The organism is Vibrio sp. Vb0937 (assembly GCF_033338855.1).
The window spans coordinates 1-2,524 of sequence record NZ_JAWOTK010000067.1 but is presented as its reverse complement, the minus strand read 5'-3'; the positions used below and the strand labels follow the sequence as shown (position 1 = coordinate 2,524).

Genomic DNA, 2,524 nt, shown 5'->3' with positions numbered 1-2,524 from the left:
TGCGTTGGTTTTAGTGTTTAAGGTGGCATGCGGCGGCATCGGTATTGCGTTGCTCACCCCTTAACAAGGCGTTAGTTTGCAAGAGGGAAAACGCGTCTATATCGCAAGATCTAGTGGTAAAAGCTTAAAGTCTAAATTGTCGTATCGGCACTCAATTTCAGTGTTAACTTGCGTGGTGTAAACTTAAAATTGGTATCGTTTCAACGGTTGATTTGTTCTTTAGTGCGGCGACTTTTGGGTTAACTGAGGTGAACTTTTTTGCTGCAACTCTGCTCGTTGAGTTTGTTGGTATAAAAGCCGATCTATTCGCTGAAAAGACGCTTTCTTTGGTGTGGCAAGTTCCACGTGGTTTCAGTGACTTTGTTGAAAGTCCGCATTGTGAGATTGGTTTTCCAAAAGCGCTTTTTGGTGTTGTGAGTTCGTTTTCTGCGTCGTTGTTTGTTCCACGTGGTTTCATGGAGTAGTCGCTTTGAGACTACGCCTGACTTAAGTGCATCAAAGCACATAAAGTTTGTTGTTTTCAAAGTTTAAAATAACCTAAAATCAACGCTTTGGGTTTGCAAACTAACAAACTGCTCAAGAGGGATTCGCAACGCGTGGCATTTTTACTATGCGTTGAGTTTAGTGATTAAGGCGGTTTGCGGCGGCTTTTGTATTGCGTTGCTCACCCCTTAGCAGGGCGTTAACTGGCGCAGAAAATATGAAAGCGCAATGATACAGTTTCTAGGTTCAGAGATTTAGCGTGTTCGGTCGGTTTCCTTAGCTGAGCTAATGTGACTAATTTCAGTTTGATACTTAAGTTTACTGATGTGAAAGGCGGCACAAAGCCTTCTAATAATATAAGGCATTCGCGATTAGTCCGGCATACTTACATCGCCGAAGTATGGTGTTGTGAGACGCATTTCAAACTAAAGATAAACGGTAATTTTTTGGTTAAATACAAATTTGGGTTAGCTTTGCTAATCATTAATTAGCAAAATGAGCTTTGGCGAAAGTGGCTGAAAGAACGGCGAAAACTGAAAGGCGCTCAGTTAACAAACTGTTCAAGAGGGATTCGCAACGCGTGGCATTTTCACTATGCGTTGGCTTAAGTGATTAAGGTGGTATGCGGCAGCATCGGTATTGCGTTGCTCACCCCTTAACAGGGCGTTAGTACGGGGTTGGCACCAAAGGTCATAAGTTTCGGTGTTTATCTGTTTTGGTGTTCGTATTTACACCTTACAGTTTGTACCTTTCACGTTCTTTCCGGTGGCACTATATGCGGTGTGTTCGCTTTGATTTCACCGTTTACGGTTTCCAACTCTTAGCCTATTTCTTTGGTGCTTCTTCTCTTTCGTGGTTTTTACTAAGTCAGAATTGTCTTTCTTTGGTGTTGCCGTCGAAGTGCGAGGAACGAATCCTTTTCTAATTTGAAGCCAGTAAAAGTAGGGCAGTTCAGTGCGTTTTTCTTCTAGCCAACTTTCGCCTCTTAACCGAGTTTAAGTTTTGTAGCTGCCCGTCTCACTTCAGTGTTCAAAGCCTTTCATATCATCTCAATTTTCAATATTTTGGAGCGCATAAATAGAAGTAGCGCATGTACTAACAAATTGCTTAAGAGTGATTTGTAACGCGTGGCATTTTTACTTTGCGGTGGTTTATGTGATTAAGGCGCTGTGCGGTAGCTTTTGTATTGCGTTACTCACACCTTAGCAAGGCGTTAGTTCCCCGGAGGAAGCAATCAATCCGTAGGGAATTTTTGTTTCTGGTGGAGTACACGCATAACTCTGATGATATCGCCCTCAACCCAGTAAGAGACAATCATCGAAATCTCAGGAATAATGAGCAATCGTCCGCGGATGCCATCTCGTTGTACACCCATTAAAGGTTGTTCAAGCAAGTTTTCTACTTTTGCTTCAATGAGGTTGTCAGTTTTTTCTGCCGCATCAGGGTTGAAGTCATAGAGAAACTCGAAGATCTTTTCACGATCATTAAGTGACTCTTCTTCCCATAAAATCATTGCTTACCTCGATTACGGATTCTGGCTTTGCGCTCTTCCATTCGAGACTTAGCAGTTTGGTGTTCAAGGAAAACGGATTTTCCTGAGTCAAACTTCTCAAATGCTAGGTTTACTTGTTCAGTTAGCCATGCATCGTGAGATAATGTTTTTCTTTGTTGTTCAGCGAGTTGCTCAGTAAGTTCACGGCAAGCATCACTTAGAGTTCGACCTTGGCTCTCAGCCATTTGTTGAGCTAGGCGTTTTGTTTCTTCATCAACACGAAATTGAATTCTAGTGTCCATGATGTATTCCTTTGTTGGTGTGTGTACAAATGTTAGCACTAGGCTTTGAGGTGGGCAACTAACAAACAATTTAAGAGTGATTCGGCACGCGTGGCATTTTTACTATGCGTTGGTTTTAGTGATTAAGGTGGTATGCGGGAGCATCGTATTGCGTGCCTCACACCTTAATTGGGCGTTAGCTTTCTATAGGAGAATGGGGTGAGTCAATATTTGATCGAACCTGAAGTCCCTGGGGGATTTGGTAAAA

Annotated in this window: 3 protein-coding genes; 1 reads left to right on the top strand and 2 read right to left on the bottom strand. The window is 42.4% G+C overall.

Features of this window, described 5'->3' with window-relative positions:
- Positions 1 to 248: 248 nt before the first annotated feature.
- Positions 249 to 464: a hypothetical protein gene (locus R7P67_RS23070; RefSeq protein ID WP_256895132.1), complete on the top strand. Its 216-nt coding sequence runs from the start codon at positions 249 to 251 to the stop codon at positions 462 to 464.
- Between the two features lie 1,253 nt (positions 465 to 1,717).
- Here the strand turns inward: R7P67_RS23070 and R7P67_RS23065 are convergent.
- Both R7P67_RS23065 and R7P67_RS23060 read right to left on the bottom strand, forming a co-directional pair.
- Positions 1,718 to 1,996, bottom strand: a complete 279-nt coding sequence (locus R7P67_RS23065; protein WP_005398411.1) for a type II toxin-antitoxin system mRNA interferase toxin, RelE/StbE family — start codon at positions 1,994 to 1,996, stop codon at positions 1,718 to 1,720.
- Positions 1,993 to 2,277, bottom strand: a complete 285-nt coding sequence (locus R7P67_RS23060; RefSeq protein ID WP_005483196.1) for a type II toxin-antitoxin system RelB/DinJ family antitoxin — start codon at positions 2,275 to 2,277, stop codon at positions 1,993 to 1,995. The genes R7P67_RS23065 and R7P67_RS23060 overlap by 4 nt, the downstream gene beginning before the upstream one ends.
- Between the last annotated feature and the right edge of the window lie 247 nt (positions 2,278 to 2,524).

Bases quoted from the DNA above. Each gene is read 5' to 3' on its own strand.
- R7P67_RS23065 (WP_005398411.1), bottom strand. From the start codon at position 1,996: ATGATTTTATGGGAAGAAGAGTCACTTAATGATCGTGAAAAGATCTTC.
- R7P67_RS23060 (WP_005483196.1), bottom strand. From the start codon at position 2,277: ATGGACACTAGAATTCAATTTCGTGTTGATGAAGAAACAAAACGCCTA.